General features: G+C 55.4%; 15 protein-coding genes. 12 read left to right on the top strand and 3 right to left on the bottom strand.

Annotation, left to right across the window (positions count from 1 at the left end):
* Positions 1-20: 20 nt before the first annotated feature.
* The 3 genes from garL (at position 21) to PAT9B_RS15650 (ending at position 2921) form a co-directional block, all read left to right on the top strand.
* A complete protein-coding gene (gene garL, locus PAT9B_RS15660) occupies positions 21-791 on the top strand; it encodes a 2-dehydro-3-deoxyglucarate aldolase (protein WP_013510251.1) in 771 nt (256 codons plus the stop codon).
* Positions 792-810: 19 nt separating this feature from the next.
* Complete coding sequence (gene garR / locus PAT9B_RS15655; protein ID WP_013510250.1) at positions 811-1695, top strand: 2-hydroxy-3-oxopropionate reductase; 885 nt, start codon at positions 811-813, stop codon at positions 1693-1695.
* Between the two features lie 86 nt (positions 1696-1781).
* Positions 1782-2921: a glycerate kinase gene (locus PAT9B_RS15650; RefSeq protein WP_013510249.1), complete on the top strand. Its 1140-nt coding sequence runs from the start codon at positions 1782-1784 to the stop codon at positions 2919-2921.
* 62 nt (positions 2922-2983) lie between these two features.
* On the opposite strand, the gene barA is transcribed toward PAT9B_RS15650, so the two are convergent.
* On the bottom strand, positions 2984-5710 hold the full coding sequence (barA, locus tag PAT9B_RS15645) for a two-component sensor histidine kinase BarA (protein WP_013510248.1): 2727 nt from the start codon (positions 5708-5710) through the stop codon (positions 2984-2986).
* Positions 5711-5789: 79 nt separating this feature from the next.
* Between barA and rlmD the strand changes: the two genes are divergently transcribed.
* The 6 genes from rlmD (at position 5790) to queE (ending at position 14521) form a co-directional block, all read left to right on the top strand.
* Positions 5790-7106: a 23S rRNA (uracil(1939)-C(5))-methyltransferase RlmD gene (gene rlmD, locus PAT9B_RS15640; protein WP_013510247.1), complete on the top strand. Its 1317-nt coding sequence runs from the start codon at positions 5790-5792 to the stop codon at positions 7104-7106.
* 32 nt (positions 7107-7138) lie between these two features.
* Entirely contained in the window at positions 7139-9370 is a 2232-nt protein-coding gene (relA, locus tag PAT9B_RS15635) for a GTP diphosphokinase (RefSeq protein ID WP_013510246.1), read from the top strand.
* A gap of 275 nt (positions 9371-9645) precedes the next feature.
* Entirely contained in the window at positions 9646-10437 is a 792-nt protein-coding gene (mazG, locus tag PAT9B_RS15630) for a nucleoside triphosphate pyrophosphohydrolase (protein WP_013510245.1), read from the top strand.
* Between the two features lie 254 nt (positions 10438-10691).
* A complete protein-coding gene (pyrG, locus tag PAT9B_RS15625; RefSeq protein WP_013510244.1) occupies positions 10692-12329 on the top strand; it encodes a glutamine hydrolyzing CTP synthase in 1638 nt (545 codons plus the stop codon).
* Between the two features lie 74 nt (positions 12330-12403).
* Positions 12404-13702 carry a phosphopyruvate hydratase gene (eno, locus tag PAT9B_RS15620; RefSeq protein WP_013510243.1) on the top strand — a complete coding sequence of 433 codons (1299 nt, stop codon included), beginning with the start codon at positions 12404-12406 and terminating at the stop codon, positions 13700-13702.
* A gap of 147 nt (positions 13703-13849) precedes the next feature.
* Entirely contained in the window at positions 13850-14521 is a 672-nt protein-coding gene (gene queE, locus PAT9B_RS15615; RefSeq protein ID WP_013510242.1) for a 7-carboxy-7-deazaguanine synthase QueE, read from the top strand.
* Between the two features lie 46 nt (positions 14522-14567).
* Here the strand turns inward: queE and PAT9B_RS15610 are convergent, their stop codons facing one another.
* Both PAT9B_RS15610 and queD read right to left on the bottom strand, forming a co-directional pair.
* Positions 14568-15167: an inorganic diphosphatase gene (locus PAT9B_RS15610; protein WP_013510241.1), complete on the bottom strand. Its 600-nt coding sequence runs from the start codon at positions 15165-15167 to the stop codon at positions 14568-14570.
* A 181-nt stretch (positions 15168-15348) separates the two neighbouring features.
* Positions 15349-15711, bottom strand: a complete 363-nt coding sequence (gene queD / locus PAT9B_RS15605; RefSeq protein ID WP_190274667.1) for a 6-carboxytetrahydropterin synthase QueD — start codon at positions 15709-15711, stop codon at positions 15349-15351.
* A gap of 292 nt (positions 15712-16003) precedes the next feature.
* Between queD and cysJ the strand changes: the two genes are divergently transcribed.
* From cysJ to PAT9B_RS15590, 3 genes are read left to right on the top strand one after another with little or no spacing between them, the layout of a single operon-like run.
* Positions 16004-17809: an NADPH-dependent assimilatory sulfite reductase flavoprotein subunit gene (cysJ, locus tag PAT9B_RS15600; protein ID WP_013510239.1), complete on the top strand. Its 1806-nt coding sequence runs from the start codon at positions 16004-16006 to the stop codon at positions 17807-17809.
* Positions 17809-19533 (top strand): assimilatory sulfite reductase (NADPH) hemoprotein subunit, encoded by a 1725-nt coding sequence (gene cysI, locus PAT9B_RS15595; RefSeq protein WP_013510238.1) that lies wholly within the window; start codon positions 17809-17811, stop codon positions 19531-19533. The genes cysJ and cysI overlap by 1 nt, the downstream gene beginning before the upstream one ends.
* Positions 19530-20264 (top strand): phosphoadenylyl-sulfate reductase, encoded by a 735-nt coding sequence (locus tag PAT9B_RS15590; protein WP_013510237.1) that lies wholly within the window; start codon positions 19530-19532, stop codon positions 20262-20264. The genes cysI and PAT9B_RS15590 overlap by 4 nt, the downstream gene beginning before the upstream one ends.
* Positions 20265-20311: the final 47 nt, after the last annotated feature.

Genomic DNA, 20311 nt, shown 5'->3' with positions numbered 1-20311 from the left:
CCGTTACAGGAGTCAAGATAATGAGCAATACAGCCTGGCCGAATGCCTTTCGTCGCCGTTTGCTGGCAGGAGAAACCCTGATTGGTAGCTGGTGTGCATTGGCCAATCCGATCACCACCGAAGTCCTGGGTCTGGCAGGCTTTGACTGGCTGGTGCTGGATGGCGAACACGCGCCGAATGACATCACCACCTTTATTCCACAACTGATGGCGTTGAAGGGCAGTCACAGCGCGCCGGTGGTCCGCCCGCCTTGCAACGAACCGATCATCATCAAGCGTCTGTTGGATATCGGTTTCTATAACTTCCTGATTCCGTTTGTTGAGACGGCGGAAGAAGCGACACGCGCCGTGGCCTCCACGCGCTATCCGGGAGCCGGGATTCGCGGGGTATCCGTTTCGCACCGTAGCAACATGTACGGCACGCTGCCGGATTACAACGCCACCATCAACGACAACATCACGGTGCTGGTACAGATCGAATCCCAGCTGGCGGTGGACAACATTGATGCCATTGCCGCGGTGGAAGGTGTGGACGGTATCTTCGTTGGGCCGGGCGACCTTTCTGCGGCGCTGGGGTATCTCGGTCAGCCCGCGCACCCGGAAGTGTTGAAAGTCATTAAATACATTTTTGAACGCGCTAAAGCGGCGGGCAAACCGAGCGGTATTTTGGCTCCGGTAGAAGCCGACGCACGCCGTTATCTCGAATGGGGAGCCAGTTTTGTTGCTGTCGGCAGCGATCTGGGTGTTTTCCGCCACGCCACACAGGCGCTGTGCGACAAATTTAAGAAGTAATTGACCAAGGGGCAACGTCATGAAAATTGGATTTATCGGCCTGGGCATCATGGGCAAACCGATGAGTAAAAACCTGCTGAAAGCGGGCTATTCGCTGGTGGTACGTGACAACAACCCGGCCAGTGAAGCCGAGCTGGTTGAGCTGGGGGCTTCAGTCGCGAAAAGCGCGAAAGAAGTCGCGCAGCAGGTAGATGTGGTGATCACCATGGTGCCGAATTCACCGCAGGTGAAAGAGGTGTGTCTGGGTGAGAACGGTATCATTGATGGTGCGAAAGCCGGCCTGATTGTGATCGATATGAGTTCTATCGCACCACTGGCCAGCCGTGAAGTCCACGACGCTCTGGCAGTGAAAGGCATCAAAATGCTGGATGCGCCGGTCAGCGGCGGTGAGCCGAAAGCGATTGAAGGGACGCTGTCGGTGATGGTCGGTGGTGATAAAGCGGTGTTTGACCAGTGCTACGACATCATGAAAGCGATGGCGGGTTCGGTGGTACACACCGGTGATATTGGTGCGGGTAACGTGACCAAACTGGCGAATCAGGTGATTGTGGCGCTGAATATTGCCGCAATGTCCGAAGCGCTGTCGCTGGCGACCAAAGCGGGTGTGAATCCGGAACTGGTCTATCAGGCGATTCGTGGTGGTCTGGCTGGCAGCACCGTGCTGGATGCCAAAGCGCCGATGGTGCTGGATCGTAACTTTAAGCCGGGCTTCCGCATCGATCTGCACATCAAAGATCTGGCTAACGCGCTGGATACCTCACACGGTGTGGGCGCACAGCTGCCGCTGACCGCTGCGGTAATGGAGATGATGCAGGCGCTGAAGGCTGATGGTCTGGGCACTGCCGACCACAGCGCACTGGCCTGCTATTATGAAAAATTAGCGAAAGTTGAGATTACCCGGTAGCTCGCACGTCCGGTATCGCAGGATACCGGACGGCCAGGTTGCCTTAGCAGGACGGATTTCCGTCATCAACCGCGCTCGGATTGCCTATGAAAATCGTTATCGCACCGGATTCATATAAAGAGAGTTTATCCGCCCTGGAAGTGGCTTCAGCGATCGAAGCGGGATTCCGCGACATCTTTCCTGAAGCTGACTACGTAAAAATACCGGTTGCCGACGGTGGTGAAGGCACGGTAGAAGCGATGGTGGCGGCAACGCAAGGAAGCATTGTCAGGCTAACGGTCACTGGACCGTTGGGGGAGCCTGTTGATGCGTTTTACGGTTTGTCGGGTGACGCCCGCACCGCGTTTATTGAGATGGCGGCGGCCAGTGGTCTGGAACTGGTGCCAACATCGCGCCGCGATCCACTGATTACCACCTCCTTTGGTACCGGCGAGCTGATCAAGAACGCACTGGATCGTGGGGTGGGACATATCATCATTGGCATTGGCGGCAGCGCGACCAATGATGGTGGCTCGGGCATGATGCAGGCGCTTGGCGCGCGCTTGCTGGACCAACAGGGCAATGAAATCGCCTATGGCGGCGGTGCCTTGCCGCAGTTGGCTCGTATTGAAATTGATGGCCTGGATGCGCGCATTCGCCAGTGTCGTTTCGAAGTGGCGTGCGATGTGACCAATCCGCTCACCGGTAAGCAAGGTGCCTCGGCGGTGTTTGGTCCGCAGAAAGGGGCCACGCCGGAGCTGGTGCAGCAGTTGGATCAGGCACTGGCGCACTATGCCGATATTATTCATCGTGACCTGGATATTGATGTGTTGCATATCGCGGGTGGCGGTGCGGCAGGCGGGATGGGGGCAGCGCTGCATGCGTTTTGCCAGGCAGAATTGCGCCGTGGTATCGAGATTGTTACCGAAGCGCTGGGCCTTGCGGAACAGGTGCGGGATGCTGACCTGGTGATTACCGGTGAAGGACGCATCGACAGCCAGACCATCAACGGCAAAGTGCCGATTGGGGTGGCGCAGGTGGCAAAACAGTTTAACAAGCCGGTGATTGGCATTGCGGGCAGTCTGACGGCCGATGTGGGCGTGGTGCATGAGCACGGGCTGGATGCGGTGTTCAGCGTGTTATTTGGCATCTGCTCGCTGGAAGAAGCGTTGGCGAATGCCGCGCAGAATGTGCGTCTGACGGCACGTAACGTGGCGGCAACGATTAAGGTTGGCAACAGCCTGTAGCGGCGCGATTTATCGCGCCGGTTTTTCCCGTATCGCGTATGGAATTGCGTGATACGGGGGAATTATTGCTGCAACAACGTCCGGGCTTCGCGCGCCACATTTTCCATCTCGTCACTCAGCTCCAGCAACTCAGGCTCCAGCGCGGCAATATCACTCTCCTGGTGCAAACTCTTTTCCAGTTGGCGACATAACTCTTTCAAACGTGGCACACCGCTGTAGCTGGCGCTGCCATGCAGCTTGTGAATAATTTCGCGCAGGCCGGTCACATCGTGATTTGCCATACAACATTCCATGTGCTGCGCCACTTCTGGCAGGAAGTCCAGCAGCATCTGCAACAGGTCGCGGGCGAGATCTTCCTTATGCGCCGCCTGGCGTAATGCCAGCGCCCAATCCAGTGATGGGGCAACAGGCGGTGCCGTCAGGCTGCGGGCGACGTTGCGTGGGGTATACCGCTGCAACAGTTGGCTGAGTTTATCCTCATCAATCGGCTTCGCCAGATAATCGTTCATACCGGCATTGATCAACTGCTCGCGCTCGCCATCTAACGCATGGGCGGTGACCGCCACAATCGGCGTGGCCGCATGCAGCGGCAGGCTGCGAATAATTTCGCTGGCGCGGATACCGTCGATCTCTGGCATCTGAATGTCCATCAGAATCACATCCAGCGGGCGCAGACGTGCCTGGCGAATGGCTTGTTCAGCGTTGTCACACAAAATGATGTGCTCGACCTGTTCTTCCAGCAGCGCGCCGATCAACTTCAGGTTGGCCGGATTGTCATCCACGGCCATCACCGTCAGGGGCTGGCGTGTGCCGCGCGGTAGGGCTTCGCGTTGTCGACTGTGAAAATCGAGCAACATCGGGAGCAGGCGCGTCAGGGAAACCGGTTTGGTCAGACAACCGGCAATGCCACGTGCGCGCAATTCATCGGCATGCAACATCATTTCGCTGGGCAGCGCCAGCAACACGGAATCGGCGCGCGTTAACAGATGCGTGATCATGTCATCGGGTAAGGCCGGGATGATTTTGCCCGCCACTGGCAATCCCATCAGCAGGAGCGGGAAGTGGCTATCGCCCAACTCTTCCAGCGTGGCGGCATGATGCACCTGCAATGGGGTGCCGCTCAGCATCTCCAGCACGGCCTTTGCCACCGCCGGGTGGGGTTCGACATAGGCCAGTTGCGATGAGCGTAAATCCTCCAGTGCGCGCGGCAGCGGCGGTGCATTCGGGTTGAGATCCAACTGGATATGTACCCAAAAGGTCGATCCTTCGCCCTGACGGCTGTGAAAGGCGATTTCACCGCCCATCTCATGGACCAGCTTTTGGGTGATCACCAGACCCAGTCCGGTGCCACCGTGGCGGCGCGAAATGCTGGCATCAGCCTGACGAAATGCCTGGAACAACTGCGTCTGCTGCTGATCGGAGATACCAATGCCGGTGTCGTGCACCTGAATCTCCAGGGCGACGCGAGTGGCGTTGGTGTTACGCAGTTCGACGCGCAGGTCGATATGCCCTTGCTCGGTGAATTTGATGGCATTGCCAATCAGGTTAATCAAAATCTGTTGCAGACGCAGGGGGTCGCCAATCACGTTATCCGGCACCTGTTTTTCCAGGCAGACGGTCATCTCCAGCCCTTTTTCGTGCGCAGAGGGGGCCAGCAACACCAGGGTTTCATCCAGCGTGGCACGCAGCGGGAAGGGGATCGACTCCAGTACCAGTTTGCCGGCTTCCAGTTTGGAGAAATCGAGTACGTCATTGATGATGCTTAACAGGTTGGCGGCGGAGCGCTCAATGGTGCTCATATAATCGCGTTGGTTGGTGCTGAGCCCGGTTTTCAGCATTTGCCGGGTGAAGCCAATTACGCCGTTTAACGGCGTGCGCAGCTCATGTGACATATTGGCCAGAAACTCGGATTTGATGCGCGCGGCTTCCTGGGCGCGTTTTTTCGCCAGATCCAGCTCGACGTTCTGGATCTCCAACTGCTCCAGCGTTTCGCGCAGGTCGTAAGTCGCCTGGTCGATATTCTGTTGCATCTCTTCATGGTAGGCGGTCAGCGACATCGCCATCGCGTTGATACCGTTCTTCAGAATGCTGAGTTCGCCCAGCATGTAGCCCTCAACGCGGCTGTCGAGCTGACCACGGCGAATGCGGTCGACGGTGGTGACCATATTGCGGATCGGACCGGTAACGTCGCGCATCAGGCGATAGGCGAACAGCATAGCGATACACAAACAAAACAGCAGCAGCAGAGTGGCAACAAACACCTCTTTGTACTGTTCAAGACGTACTGATTGCAGATCCAGCTCAATCGCGACATATCCCAGCGGGTTGCCGTTAGGTTTCGCATCTTCCTGCGGCAGTTCATCGACCGAATAGCGTTCCGACACAATCGGGGTGCGCAGCACCATCAGGTTGCCACGACGTTCAACCGAGACACCCTCTTCCAGCGTGGAGATGTCTTCTTTCTGCACCAGACTGAGGTTCTGGTTATTATTTGAGGTGACGTAGATGTGATTATTGTTGTCGAAAACGGTAATCGCACGGACAATATCGGAATGTCGGCGATGCAGCAGACTGACCAGTTCACGTATCGCGTCGCGGTTGTGCCATGTCATGCCATATTCGGCGGAAACCGCCAGCGGCTCGATAATGTTCGCACCCGCATCCTGGACCTGATGTTGCAATTCGTTATAGCGGTGAACCACGAAAAAAGTGCTGAGCAACAGGCCAATCATGAGTGTTGGCGCCAGTATCAGAATCATCATTCGCGCCCGCAGGCTGTATTTGGTCATAGTAAGGCCTGGCGACTCCTGGCAAGTTTATCCCTGTGCAAACGGCACAACCCAATCAGAATAGAGAATTTACAACACTATGGCGCAATTTTACTCCGCAAAACAGCGGGTGACGACCAGACAGCGTATTACCGTCACCATCGAAGACCTTGATCCCTTTGGACAAGGTGTGGCGCGCCATAATGGCAAAGCCATGTTTGTGAGTGGCGCATTACCCGGTGAGCAGGCGGAAGTGTCGGTGTTGGAAGATAAACGCCAGTACACGCGCGCGAAAGCCACGCGCATCACCAACCCCAGCGCAGAACGGGTGACGCCCCGTTGCCCGCACTATGGTGTCTGCGGCGGTTGCCAGCAGCAGCATGTATCGGTGGCGTTACAGGAACACAGCAAAGCACAAGCGCTGGCGCGGATGCTCAGCCGTGACGCCCCTCTGCCGGTGCGTGTCGATGAAATCATCAGCGGCCATGCCTGGGGCTACCGTCGCCGCGCGCGTTTGGGCTTGCAGTGGCAACCAAAGCAGCAGCGTTTGCAGATGGGCTTCCGCAAAGCCGCCAGTAACGATCTGGTGGAGTTAACGCAATGCCCTATTCTGGCGCCCGAACTTGAAGCGTTGCTGTTGCCGTTGCACCGCTGCCTCAGTGACTTAAATACGGTGAAGCGTCTGGGCCATGTTGAGCTGGTGCTGGCGGATAATGGTCCGCTAATGGTCTTGCGCCATCTTGATGCATTGTCCGCTGACGATCGTGCAAAACTGGAACGCTTTTCGCATGAACATGATGTGATGCTGTATCTGGCTGACGGCAGCGACGATCTGACCGCCTTGCAGTCCGATACGCCGTTCTATCGCTCATTCGACCTGCAACTGACCTTCAGCCCCCAGGATTTCATTCAGGTGAATGATGGGGTGAATCAGCAGATGGTGGCAAAAGCCATTGACTGGCTTGACTTACAGCCAGAGGACCGGGTGCTGGATCTGTTTTGCGGTATGGGCAACTTCACGTTACCGATCGGAAAGTTCGTAGAAAATGCCGTTGGTGTGGAGGGCGTTGCAGCATTAGTACGGCAGGCAGCGTATAATGCAGACCTGAATAATCTGAAAAATGTCCGTTTTTTCCAGCATAACCTGGAAGAAGACGTAGCGCGCCAGCCATGGGCTGCGCAGGGATTTAATAAGGTGTTACTGGACCCGGCGCGCGCCGGGGCGGCGGGGGTGATGTCGCACATAGTTAAACTTGCGCCACAACGCGTGGTCTATGTTTCTTGTAACCCAACAACACTTGCCCGTGACAGTCAGACATTACTGTCAGCGGGCTACCATTTGGAAAGGGTCGCGATGCTGGATATGTTCCCTCATACCAGCCATCTCGAATCCATGGTGCTGTTCAGCAAAACATAAGCGACATCTAAGTCGCTGTGGCAGGAGAGGATATGGTTGCGGTTAGAAGTGCGCATTTAAATACGGCGGGGGAGTTTGCCCTCGACCAGTGGATTGCCAGTTTAGGCATTGCCAACCCGCAATCCTGTCAGCGTCTGGCTGACACCTGGCGCTACTGTGAAGCCGAAACGCACGACCATCCTGATCAGGCTCTGCTGCTGTGGCGCGGTATCGAGATGGTGGAAATCCTCTCGATGCTGAGTATGGATATCGACAGTCTGCGTGCCGCGCTGATTTTCCCGTTGGCGAATGCGGATGTGGTCAGCGAAGAGGAGCTGGAGCAAACCGTCGGCAAAGGCATTGTCTCGCTGGTGCACGGCGTGCGTGATATGGATGCCATTCGTCAGCTGAAGGCGATCCATAACGACTCGATGGCCTCCGAGCAGGTCGATAACGTGCGCCGCATGCTGCTGGCGATGGTGGAAGATTTCCGCTGCGTGGTAATCAAGCTGGCGGAGCGTATCGCTCACCTGCGTGAAATGAAAGATGCGCCGGAAGATGAGCGCGTCCTCGCCGCGAAAGAAAGCACCAATATCTATGCACCGCTGGCTAACCGCCTCGGTATCGGCCAGCTCAAATGGGAGCTGGAAGATTACTGTTTCCGCTATCTCCACCCCGATGAATACAAACGTATCGCCAAACTGCTGCATGAGCGGCGTATCGATCGTGAACAGTACATCGAAAACTTCGTCGATAACCTGCGTAAAGAGATGCAGAAAGAGGGCGTGCGTGCCGAGGTGTATGGCCGTCCGAAACATATCTACAGCATCTGGCGCAAGATGCAGAAAAAATCGCTGGCGTTTGACGAGTTGTTCGACGTGCGTGCGGTGCGTATCGTCGCGGAACGTTTGCAGGATTGTTATGGCGCGCTGGGAACGGTGCATACCCTGTATCGTCACCTGCCCAGCGAGTTTGACGACTACGTTGCTAACCCGAAACCCAACGGTTACCAGTCCATCCATACCGTGGTACTGGGGCCACAGGGCAAAACAGTCGAGATCCAGATTCGTACCCGCCAGATGCATGAAGATGCCGAGCTGGGCGTCGCGGCACACTGGAAATACAAAGAAGGGCCGACCAGCAGCAATACGCGCGGTGCAGCGGGACATGAAGAACGTATCGCCTGGCTGCGTAAGTTGATCACCTGGCAGGAAGAGATGGCGGATTCCGGCGAGATGCTGGAAGAAGTGCGCAGCCAGGTGTTTGACGATCGTGTCTATGTCTTTACCCCGAAAGGGGATGTGGTGGACTTGCCAGCCGGTTCAACGCCGCTCGATTTCGCCTACCACATTCACAGTGATATTGGCCATCGCTGCATTGGGGCGAAAATTGGCGGACGCATTGTGCCGTTCACCTATCAGTTGCAGATGGGCGACCAGGTAGAGGTCATCACCCAGAAGCAGCCGAACCCGAGCCGCGACTGGCTGAACCCGAACCTCGGCTATATCACCACCAGCCGTGGTCGTTCCAAAATTCACAACTGGTTCCGTAAACAGGATCGCGACAAGAATATTATTGCCGGTCGCCAGATTCTCGACACGGAGTTGACCCAGCTGGATATCAGCCTGCGCGAGGCGGAGAAATTACTGCTGCCGCGCTATAACGTTACCTCGCTGGAGGAGCTGCTGGCGGCGATTGGTGGCGGTGACATTCGCCTCAACCAGATGGTTAACTTCCTGCAAGGTAAGCTGAATAAGCCGAGCGCGGAAGAGGAAGATCGCGAAGCGTTACGCCAACTGACCCAGAAGTCCTATACGCCATCGCCGCGTAAAGAGAGCGGTCGCGTGGTGGTGGAAGGGGTTGGCAACCTGCTGCACCACATCGCCCGTTGCTGCCAGCCAATTCCGGGTGACGATATCGTCGGCTTTATTACTCAGGGACGCGGTATTTCAATTCACCGTGCCGATTGTGACCAGTTGGCAGAGCTGATCTCTCATGCGCCGGAGCGCATTGTGGATGCGGTATGGGGCGAGAGTTATTCCAGCGGTTATTCGTTGGTGGTGCGCGTCACGGCCAACGACCGCAGCGGTCTGCTGCGCGACATCACCACCATTCTGGCGAATGAGAAGGTGAACGTGCTGGGCGTCTCCAGCCGCAGCGATACGCGTAAGCAACTGGCCACCATTGATATGGATATCGAGATTTATAATCAGCAGGTGCTGGGCCGTGTGCTGGCCCGACTGAACCAGGTGCCGGATATTATCGACGCGCGCCGTTTACACTGATGTTTTCCCTTCTCCCTCACCCTAACCCTCTCCCATAAGGGAGAGGGAACTGTATTGTGCGTCTCCCTCTCCCTTATGGGAGAGGGAACTGTTTACTGTATTGCGTATCTCCCTCTCCCTTATGGGAGAGGGAACTGTTTACTGTAATGCGCATCTCCCTCTCTCTTATGGGAGAGGGAACTGTTTACTGTATTGCGCATCTCCCTCTCCCTTATGGGAGAGGGCCGGGGTGAGGGTAACCAGCCGCACCCAACTTATTCCCAAAGGATCTGCCCATGAATGCCCTGCAACGCCTGCTCACCATCATGCAAACCCTGCGCGATCCGGAGCACGGCTGCCCGTGGGATCGTCAACAAACCTTTGCTTCCATTGCGCCTTATACGCTGGAAGAAACCTATGAAGTGCTCGATGCCATCCAGCGTGAAGATTTCGATGATCTGCGCGGAGAATTGGGCGATCTGCTGTTCCAGGTGGTGTTTTATGCCCAAATGGCCAGCGAGCAGCAGCGCTTCGATTTTGACGATATCTGTAACGCCATCAGCGATAAACTCGAACGCCGCCATCCGCATATCTTCGGTGATGTCAAAGCCGATAACGCGCAGGAGGTGCTGAGAAACTGGGAAGCCATCAAACACACGGAGCGCGCTGAAAAAGCGCAGCATTCGGCGCTGGATGACATCCCTAAAGCGCTGCCCGCCCTGATGCGTGCCCACAAAATCCAGAAACGTTGCAGCAACGTCGGTTTCGACTGGAATAGTCTGGGGCCAGTGCTGGATAAAGTGCATGAAGAGATCGACGAAGTGATGCACGAAGCGCAGCAGGCGGTGGTTGATAGCGACAAACTTGAGGAAGAAATCGGGGATTTATTATTCGCCACGGTAAATCTTTCTCGCCATCTGGGCAGCAAAGCAGAAGTGGCACTCCAGAAGGCCAACGATAAATTTGAACGCCGTTTTCGTCAGGTGGAAGCGTTAATTAATGCGCAGGGCATGGCGATGACTGACGCCACGCTGGAGCAGATGGAAGAGGCCTGGCAGCAGGTGAAAGTCAGTGAGAACAAGGAGTAACGCGATCCACCTTGATTTGTTGATTATTCCAGCGCTGTGCATAAAATCGCCGCTTGAGCTTACTCGATTCAGCCTTGCGGCAACTTTGTGACGTGCGTCAACATTTCCACCCTGGCTATCCGCTATGTTACCCGCTGCACTGCGTAGGAGGAGAGGGTGGTGATTGATCAATTGTGGCAGGTGACGACTTCAGGTATACTGTTTTCCCGTCCTGGTTATTCCACCGTCTTTAAACCTAAACTCTCAGGTTCAGCATGACAACGAACTATATTTTTGTGACCGGCGGGGTCGTTTCCTCTCTGGGGAAAGGCATTGCCGCAGCCTCCCTCGCAGCCATCCTTGAAGCACGTGGTCTGAATGTGACCATCATGAAACTCGATCCGTACATCAACGTCGATCCGGGTACCATGAGCCCAACTCAGCATGGTGAAGTTTTCGTCACCGATGACGGGGCCGAGACCGATCTGGATTTGGGTCACTACGAGCGCTTCATTCGCACCAAAATGACGCGTCGTAACAACTTTACTACCGGCCGTATCTACTCAGAAGTGCTGCGCAAAGAGCGTCGTGGCGACTATCTGGGCGCGACCATTCAGGTTATCCCACATATCACCAACGCCATCAAAGAACGCATCATTGAAGGTGGCGAAGGTCACGACGTCGTTCTGGTGGAAATCGGCGGCACTGTGGGGGATATCGAATCTCTGCCGTTCCTCGAAGCGATTCGCCAGATGGCGGTCGATGTGGGCCGTGAACACACCATGTACATGCACCTGACGCTGGTGCCATACATGGCTGCTGCTGGTGAAGTGAAAACCAAGCCGACGCAGCACTCGGTGAAAGAACTGCTCTCCATCGGGATTCAGCCAGACGTGCTGATTTGCCGTTCTGACCGCGCCGTACCGGCTAACGAACGCGCTAAAATTGCGCTGTTCTGTAACGTACCGGAAAAAGCGGTTATCTCACTGAAAGATGTCGACTCCATCTACAAAATCCCGGGCCTGCTGAAATCGCAGGGTCTGGATGACTACATCTGCAAACGCTTCAACCTGAATGCCCCGGAAGCCAATCTGGCCGAGTGGGAGCAGGTGATTTACGAAGAAGCCAATCCGGGTGGCGAAGTGACCATCGGTATGGTCGGCAAATATGTCGAACTGCCGGATGCCTACAAATCCGTGATTGAAGCGCTGAAGCACGGCGGCCTGAAAAACCGCGTCACCGTTAACATCAAGCTGATCGATTCGCAGGATGTTGAAACGCGTGGTGTCGAATTACTGAAAGATCTGGATGCTATTCTGATCCCTGGCGGCTTTGGCTACCGTGGTGTGGAAGGCAAACTGATGACCGCGCAATACGCGCGTGAAAACAACGTGCCTTACCTCGGCATCTGCCTGGGAATGCAGGTTGCGCTGATGGAGTTTGCCCGCAATGTGGCGGGTATGGCTGGCGCCAACTCAACTGAATTTGTGCCAGACTGTAAGTACCCGGTGGTTGCGCTGATCACCGAATGGCGTGACGAAGAAGGCAACGTCGAAATGCGTAGCGAGCAGAGCGATCTGGGCGGCACCATGCGTCTGGGTAGCCAGCAGTGCCAGCTTACGCCGGAAAGCAAAGTACGCCAGCTGTACGGCTCAGACGTGATCACTGAACGTCACCGCCACCGTTATGAAGTAAACAATATGCTGTTGAAGCAGATTGAAGCGGCGGGTCTGCGTATTGCGGGCCGTTCCGGTGACGATCAACTGGTCGAAATCATTGAGATTCCAAACCACCCGTGGTTTGTGGCCTGTCAGTTCCACCCGGAATTCACGTCGACCCCGCGTGATGGTCATCCGCTGTTTGCTGGCTTTGTGAAAGCGGCACAGGAATACCAGAAGCGGTTAGCGAAGTAAGTTTCACGAGCAGCGCGCGAGGTTTCGCGCGTTGTTTGTCTTAGGATTGACTAACTTGTACTGAGGAAAATCGAATGTCCAAAATCGTAAAAGTCATCGGTCGCGAAATTATCGACTCCCGTGGCAACCCGACTGTAGAAGCAGAAGTGCATCTGGAAGGTGGTTTCGTTGGTCTGGCTGCTGCCCCGTCAGGTGCATCAACCGGTTCTCGCGAAGCGTTGGAGCTGCGTGACGGTGACAAATCTCGTTTCCTGGGCAAAGGCGTGACCAAAGCGGTTGCGGCGGTTAACGGTCCGATCGCTGACGCGGTAAAAGGCAAAGATGCCAAAGACCAGGCGAACATCGATAAGATCATGATCGAGCTGGACGGTACTGAGAACAAATCCAACTTCGGTGCAAACGCCATTCTGGCCGTTTCTCTGGCGGCGGCGAAAGCAGCTGCGGCGTCTAAAGGCCAACCGCTGTATGAGCACATCGCTGAACTGAACGGCACCCCGGGCAAATACTCTATGCCGCTGCCGATGATGAACATCATCAACGGTGGTGAACACGCTGACAACAACGTCGACATCCAGGAATTCATGATTCAGCCGGTTGGCGCGAAAACGGTGAAAGAAGCCATCCGTATGGGTTCTGAAGTTTTCCATCACCTGGCGAAAGTGCTGAAAAGCAAAGGCATGAACACCGCGGTAGGTGACGAAGGTGGTTACGCGCCGAACCTGGGTTCTAACGCAGAAGCACTGGCTGTCATCGCAGAAGCGGTTAAAGCAGCAGGCTACGAGCTGGGTAAAGACATCACCCTGGCGATGGACTGCGCAGCGTCTGAATTCTACAAAGACGGCAAATACGTGCTGGCGGGTGAAGGCGGCAAAGCATTCACTTCTGAAGAGTTCACCCATTTCCTGGAAGATCTGACCAAACAGTATCCGATCGTTTCTATCGAAGACGGTCTGGACGAGTCTGACTGGGCGGGCTTCGCTTACCAGACTAAAGTACTGGGCGACAAAATTCAGCTGGTGGGCGACGACCTGTTCGTTACCAACACCAAGATCCTGAAAGAAGGTATCGAGAAAGGCATCGCTAACTCCATCCTGATCAAATTCAACCAGATCGGTTCTCTGACCGAAACGCTGGCTGCTATCAAGATGGCGAAAGACGCAGGCTACACCGCGGTGATCTCTCACCGTTCAGGTGAAACCGAAGATGCGACCATCGCTGACCTGGCAGTCGGTACCGCCGCTGGCCAGATCAAAACCGGTTCAATGAGCCGTTCTGACCGCGTTGCTAAGTACAACCAGCTGATTCGTATCGAAGAAGCTCTGGGTGCTAAAGCGCCGTTCAACGGTCTGAAAGAAGTGAAAGGCCAGGCGTAATCGCCTGCTGATGCTGCCGTAAGGCAGTATCGCCTGTTACGAAGCCCCGCTCTGGCGGGGCTTTTGCATTTTTGACGTAAAGCCGCTGTTGTTACCGGTGACAGATCTGCCATAATCTGCGCCTTGAATGAGTGAAGTGAGCAAATAATGTACTACCCGATTAACGAAATGTTCCAGACGCTGCAGGGCGAAGGTTTTTACACGGGCGTTCCCGCGCTGTTCATCCGCTTGCAGGGATGTCCGGTCGGCTGTAGCTGGTGTGATACCAAACATACCTGGGAAAAGCTGGCAGATCGGGAGACCTCGCTCGGCGACATTCTGGTCAAGACGGTTGAAAGCGATGCCTGGGGCAACGCTGATGCAGCGATGCTGATTGACACTATTCAGCGCCAGGGCTGGACCGCACGCCACGTGGTGATCACCGGTGGTGAACCGGCCATCTACGATTTACGTCCGCTCACCAGCGCACTGGAAGCCGCGGGTTTTGCCTGCCAGATTGAAACCAGTGGCACCCATGAAATACGCTGTTCCGACTCCACCTGGGTGACCGTTTCACCCAAGGTGAATATGCGCGGAGGCTATGATGTACTGCCGCAGGCGTTGCAGCGCGCTGATGAGATCAAACATCCGGTGGCACGCGTGCGTGATGTTGAAGCGTTGGATGCGCTGCTGGCGGGATTGCATGACGAGAAAAAACGTATTATTGCGCTGCAACCGATCAGTCGTGGTGATGCCGCAACCAAACTGTGCATTGAGACTTGTATCGCCCGCAACTGGCGCTTGTCGATGCAGACGCACAAATATCTCAATATCGCCTGATCACGGTAGCGAAACGGCGCGAAAGTTCGCGCCGCTCTGGCGGTGATTACTGCTTCGCTTTATAGGCTTCAAACGCCTTTTTGATCTCGGTCTTCGCCGCCACCGCATCCTGGAAACCATTCAGCTCCACTTTCTTGCGGCCGTCCGGCAGTTGCTTGTACACGCGAAAGAACGCCTGCAAACGTTCCTGCTCGATCTTCGGCAGATCGCTCATGGCTTTGATATCGTCATAGGTGGGATCGATTTTGCTCGCCGGTACTGCGACGATTTTATCGTCCACTTCGCCACCATCGATCATCTTCAGTACGCCGATCGGGCGCAGCTTGATCAGGGTACCCGGTTGCAGTGGGGCGCGACTGTAGAAAATCACATCCAGCGGATCGCCATCGCCACCCAGTGACTGGGTCAGCGAGCCGTAGTTAGCCGGATAAGCCACCGGCATCGACTGGAAACGGTCAGCCACGATAAAACCGGTTTTTGCGTCGGTTTCATACTTGATGTTACCCCCGGCCGGGATTTCGGTGACGGCATAAAACTCCTCCGGCACGTTATCAGGCTGTGGGAAATCCAGCACGTTTTGCGCCTGAACGGCAGCAGAGGCGGAAATAAAAATCGCAATCAGGGAAAGGCGTTTTACCAGGTTCATTGTTGATTCTCTTGATCTTTAATGAAGGAGACAACAACGTAGGGGCTGTTGATGACAGCCAGATGATAGGAATGTAAAGAAGTCTTAAGACATATTCCGTAGCGGCGCGATTTATCGCGCAGGTTTTTCCTGCATCGCGCATGGAACTACGCGATAAATCGCGCCGCTACGATACGGAGCCTTACCCGCGATAGACGCAGCCAGCGGTGCAGGTTTCCTTGATCATTACGGCGCTCAATTCCGGCAGAATTGGCTTCATCTCATCCCAAATCCATTTTGCCAGCACTTCACTGGTGGGATTCTCCAGACCCGGGATGTCATTGAGATAGTGGTGATCGAGGCGGTCATAAAGGGGCGCAAAGGCCGCTTTCAGTTCTGCAAAATCCATAACCCAACCGGTATAAGCATCCACTTCTCCGGTAATTTCCAGCCGCACCAGAAAGGAGTGACCGTGCAAACGACCGCATTTATGCCCTTCAGGCACGTGCGGTAAGCGGTGCGCCGCTTCAAACTGGAACTCTTTAAACAACGTGGTAGACATAATGGCCTCAACATAAAATCGGCTAAAGTCTACCTGAAATGCAGATTTTTAGCACCCGTTACCTCTGAACGCGGCATTTTGCGCACTCAGCCTCGCCAGACGATAAATTAACTCATTGAATATAAATTGCTTTATTTACCACTTTTGCTGGTTAGCATTACCCGAAAAACCACTTAGTCATTTTGGTTATTTATTATGTCGAAGCTTTATTTAATCGTTAATATACGGGCCGGTAACCTATTCACTCTTCCGCCATTTTACGGTCCGGACTTCTGATACTGGAATTTTTAACGCGATGACGACTCAGGCACCCCCAGGTTCACTGCTGCCGCTAACCCCGGAGCAACTCGCGCGCTTACAGGCAGCGACAACCGATTTCTCTACCACCCAAATGGCATGGCTTTCGGGTTATTTCTGGGGCATGGTCAACCAGACACCTGGCGCCGTCGCCACACCGGCACCGGTGCAGGCCGAGGTGCCGACCATCCTATTGATCTCGGCATCGCAAACCGGCAATGCCCGTCGCCTGGCAGAGCAACTGCGTGATGACCTGTTGGCGGCGAAACTGAACGTCAACCTGGTGAATGCCGGTGACTACAAATTCAAACAGATCGGTCAGGAAAAACTGCTGGTCGTGGTGACCTCCACCCAGGGCGAAGGCGAACCGCCAGAAGAGGCGGTGGCCCTGCATAAATTCCTGATGTCGAAAAAAGCGCCGAGCCTGAAGGGCGCGGCCTTTGCCGTGTTTGGCCTGGGCGATACCTCTTACGAATTCTTCAGCAAAGCCGGTAAGGACTTCGACAGCCGTCTGGCGGAGCTTGGCGCAGAACGTCTGCTGGATCGCGTCGATGCCGATGTGGAATATGCCGATCAGGCCAGTGCCTGGCGTAAGCAGATCACTGACATTCTGCAATCGCGCGTACCGAGCGGATCACCTGCCCCGTTGGCCGCAACCGCTGCCGGTAGCGTCAATGAAATCCACAGCAGCCCGTACAGCAAAGAAGCACCACTGACCGCCAGTTTTGCCGTTAACCAGAAAATCACCGGTCGTGATTCCGACAAAGACGTGCGTCATATCGAAATCGATCTGGGCGATTCGGGTCTGCGCTACCAGCCGGGCGATGCCCTCGGCGTGTGGTTTGAAAACGATCCGCTGTTGGTCAAAGAGCTGCTGGAGTTGTTGTGGTTGAAAGGCGATGAGCCGGTGGCGATCCACGGTGAAACCTTACCGCTGGCGGAGGCGCTGCAACGTCATTTTGAGCTGACGGTCAATACGCCGCAAATCGTCGAGCAATACGCTGCGCTGTCACGTAACGATGCGCTGCTGGCGCTGGTCGGTGATAAGCCGCAACTCCAGCACTACGCACAAAGCCTGCCGATTGTCGATATGGTGCGTCAGGCACCGACCGAGTTGAATGCAGAACAGCTGACCAGCCTGCTGCGTCCTTTGACGCCGCGCCTGTATTCCATTGCCTCCTCTCAGGCTGAGAACGAGACTGAAGTGCATATCACGGTGGGTGCGGTACGCTTCGAGATTGAGGGGCGTCAACGTGGTGGCGGTGCTTCCACCTGGCTGGCAGATCGTCTGGCAGAAGACAGCGACATCCGGGTGTTTATCGAACATAACGACAACTTCCGCCTGCCCGCCAACCCGGATACGCCGGTGATTATGATCGGGCCGGGCACCGGGATCGCACCGTTCCGCGCCTTTATGCAGCAGCGCGATAATGAGGGCGCTGGCGGTAAAAACTGGTTGTTCTTTGGCAACCCACACTTCACCGACGATTTCCTGTATCAGGTTGAGTGGCAGAAGTATGTCAAAGACGGCTTGCTAACCCATATCGACCTCGCCTGGTCGCGCGATCAGGCTGAGAAGATTTACGTACAAGATAAAATCCGGGCGAAAGGCGCGGAAGTGTGGCGCTGGATTGAAGAGGGCGCGCACCTTTACGTCTGCGGCGACGCCAATCGCATGGCGAAAGACGTTGAGCAGGCATTACTGGATGTGGTGGTCGAGCACGGTGCAATGGATCGTGAAACGGCTGACGAGTTTTTAAGTGAGCTGCGCATTGAGCGCCGTTATCAGCGAGACGTTTACTAATGAGTGAAAAACACCCTGGACCGCTGGTCGTTGAAGGCAAACTTGTTGACGCCGAGCGTCTGAAAAAACAGAGCAATTATCTGCGCGGCACCATCCTTGAAGATCTCGACGATGGTCTGACCGGTGGCTTTAACGGCGATAACTTCCTGCTGATCCGTTTCCACGGCATGTACCAGCAGGATGACCGTGATATCCGTGCGGAACGTGCGGCGCAGAAACTCGAACCGCGCCATGCCATGATGCTGCGTTGCCGTTTGCCGGGTGGCATCATCACGCCAACCCAATGGCTGGCGATTGATAAATTTGCGACCGATAAAACCATTTATGGCAGCATCCGTCTGACCAACCGCCAGACGTTCCAGTTTCACGGTATTCTGAAAAAGAACGTCAAGCCGACGCACCAGATGCTGCACGAAGTGGGCCTCGACGCGCTGGCAACCGCGAACGACGTGAACCGTAACGTGCTCTGTACCTCCAACCCGGTGGAGTCAGCGCTGCACCAGGAAGCTTACGAGTGGGCGAAAAAACTGTCGGAGCATCTGCTGCCGAAGACGCGCGCCTACGCTGAGATCTGGTGGGATCAGGAGAAAGTCGCGACTACCGATGAGGAGCCGATTCTCGGGGAAACTTACCTGCCACGTAAGTTCAAAACCACGGTAGTGATCCCGCCGCATAACGATGTGGATCTGCACGCTAACGATCTCAACTTCATTGCCATCGCCGAGAAAGGCAAGCTGGTGGGCTTTAACCTGCTGGTGGGCGGTGGTCTGTCGATCGATCACGGCAATAAAGCCACTTACGCACGTACTGCCAGCGAATTTGGCTTCCTGCCGGTGGAGAAGATCCTCGATGTCGCGGCGGCGGTGGTGACCACCCAGCGTGACTGGGGCAACCGTACCGATCGTAAAAACGCCAAAACCAAATACACGCTGGAACGCGTGGGCGTGGAAACCTTTAAAGCCGAAGTAGAAAAACGTGCCGGTATCACCTTTGCACCGACGCGTCCTTACGAATTCACCACCCGTGGCGATCGTATTGGCTGGATCAAAGGCGTGGATAAGAAGTGGCACCTGACGCTGTTTATTGAAAACGGTCGTCTGCTGGATTACCCGGGCCGTCCGCTGAAGCGCGGCATCGCTGAAATCGCAAAAGTGCATCAGGGCGATTTCCGCCTTACCGCGAATCAGAACCTGATTGTCGCCGGGGTACCGGAGAAGCAAAAAGCGCAGATCGAAGCCATTGCGCGTGAGCACGGTTTGATGGAGCAGGTGACGCCGCAGCGTGAAAACTCGATGGCCTGCGTCTCCTTCCCGACCTGTCCGCTGGCGATGGCCGAAGCTGAGCGCTTCCTGCCATCGTTCGTGACCAAAGTCGAAGAGATTATGCATGGCCATGGCGTCGGTGATGAGCACATAGTGTTACGCGTTACCGGTTGTCCCAACGGTTGTGGTCGTGCCATGCTGGCCGAAATCGGTCTGGTGGGCAAAGCGCCAGGACGTTACAACCTGCATATTGGCGGCAACCGCATCGGCACCCGTATTCCGCGTATGTATCGTGAGAACATCACGGAAGGGGAGATCCTCGCCAGCATTGATGAGCTGGTGGGGCGCTGGGCGAAAGAGCGTAACGGTGAAGAAGGTTTTGGCGACTTCGTGATTCGCGCGGGCATCGTGAAGCCAGTGGTTGATCCCGCCCGTGATTTTTGGGACCCGGAGGCAGTATGACGGTACTCGATCTCGCAGCACTGAATGATTTACCCAAAATTGATCGTGTCATGGCGTTGGCAGAAACCAACGCGCAGCTGGAAAAACAATCAGCAGAAGATCGCCTGAGCTGGGCTTTGCAACAGCTACCCGGCGGGTTTGTGCTGTCGTCCAGTTTTGGTATTCAGGCGGCGGTGTTGCTGCATATGGTCACGCAGCAGCAGCCGGATATGCCGGTGATCCTCACTGACACCGGTTATCTGTTCCCGGAAACTTACCGTTTTATCGATGAGCTGACCGAGAAGCTTAACCTGAATCTACAGGTGTTCCGGGCTGAAACCTCACCGGCCTGGCAGGAAGCACGCTATGGCAAGCTATGGGAACAGGGTGTTGATGGGATCGAGAAATACAACCAGATCAACAAAGTGGAACCGATGAACCGCGCGCTGGAAACGCTGGGGGCGCAAACTTGGTTTGCTGGCCTGCGGCGCGATCAGTCCGGCAGCCGTGCACATTTGCCGGTGTTGGCGATTCAGCGTGGCGTATTTAAGGTGCTGCCGATTATCGACTGGGATAACCGCCAGGTGCATCAGTATCTGAAACAGCACGGCCTGAAATACCATCCGCTGTGGGATGAAGGCTATCTGTCGGTCGGGGATACCCATACCACGAAGAAGTGGGAACCGGGCATGGCGGAAGAGGAAACGCGTTTCTTTGGCCTGAAGCGTGAGTGCGGCCTGCACGAAGGCTAATCTTTTCACCCGTAGCGGCGCGATTTAACGCGCATCTTTTAAAAGAT

Source organism: Pantoea sp. At-9b (genome assembly GCF_000175935.2).
GTDB lineage: Bacteria > Pseudomonadota > Gammaproteobacteria > Enterobacterales > Enterobacteriaceae > Pantoea.
Note: the sequence above shows the minus strand (reverse complement) of the source record. Positions and strands in the feature narration are given on the sequence as shown.

Bases quoted from the DNA above. Each gene is read 5' to 3' on its own strand.
- eno (WP_013510243.1), top strand. From the start codon at position 12,404: ATGTCCAAAATCGTAAAAGTCATCGGTCGCGAAATTATCGACTCCCGT.
- mazG (WP_013510245.1), top strand. From the start codon at position 9,646: ATGAATGCCCTGCAACGCCTGCTCACCATCATGCAAACCCTGCGCGAT.
- cysJ (WP_013510239.1), top strand. From the start codon at position 16,004: ATGACGACTCAGGCACCCCCAGGTTCACTGCTGCCGCTAACCCCGGAG.
- rlmD (WP_013510247.1), top strand. From the start codon at position 5,790: ATGGCGCAATTTTACTCCGCAAAACAGCGGGTGACGACCAGACAGCGT.
- PAT9B_RS15610 (WP_013510241.1), bottom strand. From the start codon at position 15,167: ATGAACCTGGTAAAACGCCTTTCCCTGATTGCGATTTTTATTTCCGCC.
- cysI (WP_013510238.1), top strand. From the start codon at position 17,809: ATGAGTGAAAAACACCCTGGACCGCTGGTCGTTGAAGGCAAACTTGTT.
- garR (WP_013510250.1), top strand. From the start codon at position 811: ATGAAAATTGGATTTATCGGCCTGGGCATCATGGGCAAACCGATGAGT.
- PAT9B_RS15650 (WP_013510249.1), top strand. From the start codon at position 1,782: ATGAAAATCGTTATCGCACCGGATTCATATAAAGAGAGTTTATCCGCC.
- pyrG (WP_013510244.1), top strand. From the start codon at position 10,692: ATGACAACGAACTATATTTTTGTGACCGGCGGGGTCGTTTCCTCTCTG.
- PAT9B_RS15590 (WP_013510237.1), top strand. From the start codon at position 19,530: ATGACGGTACTCGATCTCGCAGCACTGAATGATTTACCCAAAATTGAT.
- barA (WP_013510248.1), bottom strand. From the start codon at position 5,710: ATGACCAAATACAGCCTGCGGGCGCGAATGATGATTCTGATACTGGCG.
- garL (WP_013510251.1), top strand. From the start codon at position 21: ATGAGCAATACAGCCTGGCCGAATGCCTTTCGTCGCCGTTTGCTGGCA.
- relA (WP_013510246.1), top strand. From the start codon at position 7,139: ATGGTTGCGGTTAGAAGTGCGCATTTAAATACGGCGGGGGAGTTTGCC.
- queE (WP_013510242.1), top strand. From the start codon at position 13,850: ATGTACTACCCGATTAACGAAATGTTCCAGACGCTGCAGGGCGAAGGT.